The sequence below is a fragment of the Bacillota bacterium genome (assembly GCA_040754675.1).
Classification (GTDB): domain Bacteria; phylum Bacillota; class Limnochordia; order Limnochordales; family Geochordaceae; genus Geochorda.
This window is the reverse complement of sequence record JBFMCJ010000390.1, coordinates 1-3,911: the sequence shown is the minus strand read 5'-3', so window position 1 is coordinate 3,911 and position 3,911 is coordinate 1. Positions and strand designations below refer to the sequence as shown.

Genomic DNA, 3,911 nt, shown 5'->3' with positions numbered 1-3,911 from the left:
TGGAGGTGCTGGAGACGCACAGCCAGAAGGCCGGCCAGGAAGCAGCCCGAGAGGAGGGCGGTCCCGCGCTTGCGATCCGCTCGCCCCGAACCGTCCGGGGGGTGATGCCGGCGGTCGCAGGCGACGTGGGGGCGAACATGCGGCCCCGCCTCCTGGAGATCAACGGGTACCGGATCAACGTGGAAGAGCCCGGCTACCTGCTGGTCTCGTCGCACATGGATCGCCCCGGCATCATCGGCAAGGTGGGCACCATCCTCGGCCAGCACCAGATCAACATCGCGTACATGCAGGTGGGCCGGGACAGGCCCGGCGGCCATGCGGTGATGGTGCTGGGCGTGGACTCAGGCATCCCGGAGCCGGTGCTTGCCATGCTGCGCGAGATCCCCGACCTCTGGGACATCCGGGTCGTGGAGTGGTAGGGGTTCGGTGAGGATGCCGTACCGGGTGCTGGTGGTGGACGACGAACCCTCCATCGTGGAACTGGTGCAGTTCGCACTGCAGAAGGAGGGGTTCGTCACCGAATCCGCGTCCGACGGGCTTGAGGCCCTGGAGAAGGTGGAGCGCGCCAAACCGGACCTGGTGCTTCTCGACCTGATGCTGCCGGGGCTGGACGGGCTCGAGGTGTGCCGGCAGATCCGGCGCAAGACCAACGTCCCCATCGTCATGCTCACGGCCAAGGCCAGCGAGGTGGACAAGGTGGTGGGGCTGGAGCTGGGAGCGGACGACTACATCACCAAGCCCTTCAGCCCCCGGGAACTGGTGGCACGGGTCCGCGCCGTGCTGCGGCGGTCGCAGGCGGCCCAGGGCGCGGCCGCCCCTGCCGAAGTGCAGACGGCGTCCCAGAACGAGCTTCGCGTGGGGGACGTGGTCATGGACCTGGCGCGCCACCAGGTGTGGGTTCGCCGCCGGCCGGTGGAGCTGACCCCTAAGGAGTACGACCTGTTGCGCATGCTGATGGCCAACAAGGGCATCGTTCTCACACGGGAACTGCTGTTGGACAAGGTGTGGGGTTACGATTTCGCCGGGGACACCCGGACGGTGGACGTGCACGTGGTGCGGCTGCGGCAAAAGCTGGAAGACGACCCGGCCCACCCCCGCTACATCGAGACCGTGCGCGGCGTGGGCTACCGGATGAGAGAGAACCCTGCGTAGGCGTTCACGGGCCCGGCGACCAAGGTCGCTTGGGCGGATGCTGTTGGCCTCCCACCTTTCCGCTGCCGCGGTCGCCTTCCTGGCCGGCCTCGTAGCCGACAGCTACGGGTTGGGCCGGCTGGGCGGCGTACCCTGGATCGTCGGGGCGCTTCTGGCGGGCCTTACGGCCGCGGCGGGCATCGGCCTCTTCTTCACCCGCCGAGCCGTCCGATCCGTCCGCACCGCCATCGAGGGCCTCTCCGACTTCGTCGGCCTCATGGAGCAGGGCAAGGCAAGCGAGGTGCTCCTTTCCCAGCCCGAGGAGCTCTCCGGGCTTGCCGAACGCCTGCGGCAGCTCTCGCAAAGCTTCTCGTCGGCCCTGGCCCAGTCGTCCAGGCGCCAGGCCGAACTCTCCAGCGTCCTGGCCAGCCTCGTGGACGGATGCGTGGCCGTGGACGGGTCCGGGCGCGTCATCCTCTTCAACCAGGCCGCCGCTCAGCTCTTCGGGGTGCGGGACGCAGAGGTGCTCGGCAGGCCGCTGGTGGAGGCCATCCGCAGCTACGACCTGGCCACCGCGGTCGGGGAGACGCTGGCGACAGGCCGCCAGCAGGTCCACGAGTTCCGGTTGCTCGGGCCGGAGGAGCGGACACTCCAGGTGACCGCCACGCCGATGGCTGCCCCCGCGGGCAGGGCCGGCGCGGCAGGCCCGCTAAACGGCGCTGGCGGCCGGGGACCCGGGACCTGGGGTGCCGTTGCGCTGGTACGTGACGTCACGGAACTGCGCCGCCTGGAGAGGGTGCGCACGGACTTCGTGGCCAACGTCTCCCACGAGCTGCGCACCCCGCTGACCGCGCTCAAGGGGTTCATCGAGGCGCTGCAGTCAGGGGCCGCCGAAGACCCCGCCACGCGAACGCGCTTTTTGGAAATCATGGCCAGGGAGACAGACCGCCTGGTGGCGCTGATCAACGACCTGCTCGATCTCTCCCGGCTGGAGTCCCGGACGGCCGAGTTCCACCCCGCACGGGTCTCCGTCGCGCGGGTGGCCGAGGCCGTGGTGCTGATGTTCGCCCGGAAGGCCGAAGCCAAGGGCCTGAAGCTGGAGCAGGACTTCCCGGCCGATCTGCCGCCCGTGCTGGCCGACGAAGACATGCTGCGCCAGGTCTTCATCAACCTGCTCGACAACGCCGTCAAGTACACCCCGGCGGGGTTGATCGCGGTGAGGGCCAGGGCGGAAGAGGATGGCAAGACGGTCCGGATCGAGGTATCCGACACCGGGATCGGCATCGCCCGCCAGCACCTCGGGCGCATCTTCGAGCGCTTCTACCGGGTGGACCGCGCCCGCTCCCGGGAGATGGGTGGAACGGGCCTGGGGCTTTCCATCGTGCGCCACATCATCGAACGCCACGGGGGGCGCATCGAGGTGGAAAGCGAGGTCGGCTCCGGCACGACGTTTCGCTTCTGGCTTCCCCGTGCGCCTTGAAGCCCCCGGCGCTTTCGACGTATACTGGCATCATGCAATAGCGGAGGGAGCAGGGCCTGGGGTGGCGCGGGGTGCCTTTGACCAGGAACTGGCCCAGTTGCAGCAGGAGATCCTGCGCATGGGGTCGCTGGTCGAAAAGTCGGTGGAGCTTGCGGTGCAGTCCCTGAAGGACCGCGACCACCAGCTTGCCGTGCAGGTCATCGACGACGACGACCTGGTGGACCAGCTCGAGGTGGAGCTGGAGGAACGCTGCATCCGGCTCATCGCACTCCAGCAACCTCTGGCCGGGGATCTTCGCACTATCGGCACGGTGCTCAAGGTGATCACGGACCTGGAACGCGTTGCCGACTACGCCACCAACATCGCGGAGATCACCGTGCGGCTGGCCCGAGAGCCTCTCTTCAAGCCGCTCATCGACATCCCGCGCATGGCCCAGATGGCCCAGCAGATGCTGCGGCAAAGCCTGGACGCATTCGTGCATCGCGACGTCGAGCTGGCCGAGGCGGTCTGCCGGGCGGACGATCCGGTGGACGAACTCTTCGCGTCGCTGCATGATGAGCTGATGGGCTACGTCCTGGCCGGCGCCGACAGCAAGCGGGTGACCCAGGCTATCAACCTGATCTTCGTGGCACGCTACCTGGAGCGCATCGCGGATCACGCCACCAACATCGGCGAGCGCGTGATCTACATGGTAACGGGCAAGCGGGTTGCCCACCAGCTGCGCGGGCGCATCCTGGGCTCGAAGACCGCCCGCTGAAAAGCCCGCAGGGCGCCAGCAGCCGGCAGCCGATCCCGAAGTTGCATGCGCGAAAGGCCACCACCCCGGGCCAAGTTAGGCTCGGGAGGTGAGCCACAAGTGGCTGCAGGCCAGAAGCGCAACCGCCCGCTGATCACCCAGGCCCTGGGCGCGCTGGACAAGTTCAAGTACGAGATCGCCTCTGAGCTCAACATCAACCCTGAGTACAAGTCGGGCTACTGGGGCAACATCAGCGCCCGGGAGTGCGGCGCGGTGGGCGGCAACATGGTTCGCCGCATGATCGCCGCTGCCGAACAGACCCTGGTCGAGCAGGCGGCGGGCAACGTCCGGCAGGCGTTCCGGACCTCCTTGCCGCTAGAGCCCGATGCGCAGCGAGGGACCACCTCGGCCCACAACCCGTCGGAAGTCCGACCGGGTCAGTACCAGCAAGCGTTCGGCACCTCGTAACACCCGAACCCTGGCGCATCGCATCAACGCGGCCCGGCCTGCCCGAGAAGCCGGAAGGCAACGGCAGGCCGGGCGCTTTTTCCTGCGCCACACGGC

Annotated in this window: 5 protein-coding genes; all 5 read left to right on the top strand. The window is 68.3% G+C overall.

Annotated elements, in window-relative coordinates; all coding sequences use genetic code 11:
- The coding region (locus AB1609_17520; protein MEW6048247.1) for an ACT domain-containing protein at nt 1-419 on the top strand (419 nt) is incomplete at its 5' end.
- Between the two features lie 13 nt (nt 420-432).
- Complete coding sequence (locus tag AB1609_17515; protein MEW6048246.1) at nt 433-1,152, top strand: response regulator transcription factor; 720 nt, start codon at nt 433-435, stop codon at nt 1,150-1,152.
- 37 nt (nt 1,153-1,189) lie between these two features.
- Nucleotides 1,190-2,611, top strand: a complete 1,422-nt coding sequence (locus AB1609_17510) for an ATP-binding protein (protein ID MEW6048245.1) — start codon at nt 1,190-1,192, stop codon at nt 2,609-2,611.
- 61 nt (nt 2,612-2,672) lie between these two features.
- Nucleotides 2,673-3,368, top strand: coding sequence for a phosphate signaling complex protein PhoU (gene phoU / locus AB1609_17505; protein MEW6048244.1), 696 nt, complete (start codon nt 2,673-2,675; stop codon nt 3,366-3,368).
- A 99-nt stretch (nt 3,369-3,467) separates the two neighbouring features.
- Entirely contained in the window at nt 3,468-3,815 is a 348-nt protein-coding gene (locus AB1609_17500; protein ID MEW6048243.1) for an alpha/beta-type small acid-soluble spore protein, read from the top strand.
- Nucleotides 3,816-3,911: the final 96 nt, after the last annotated feature.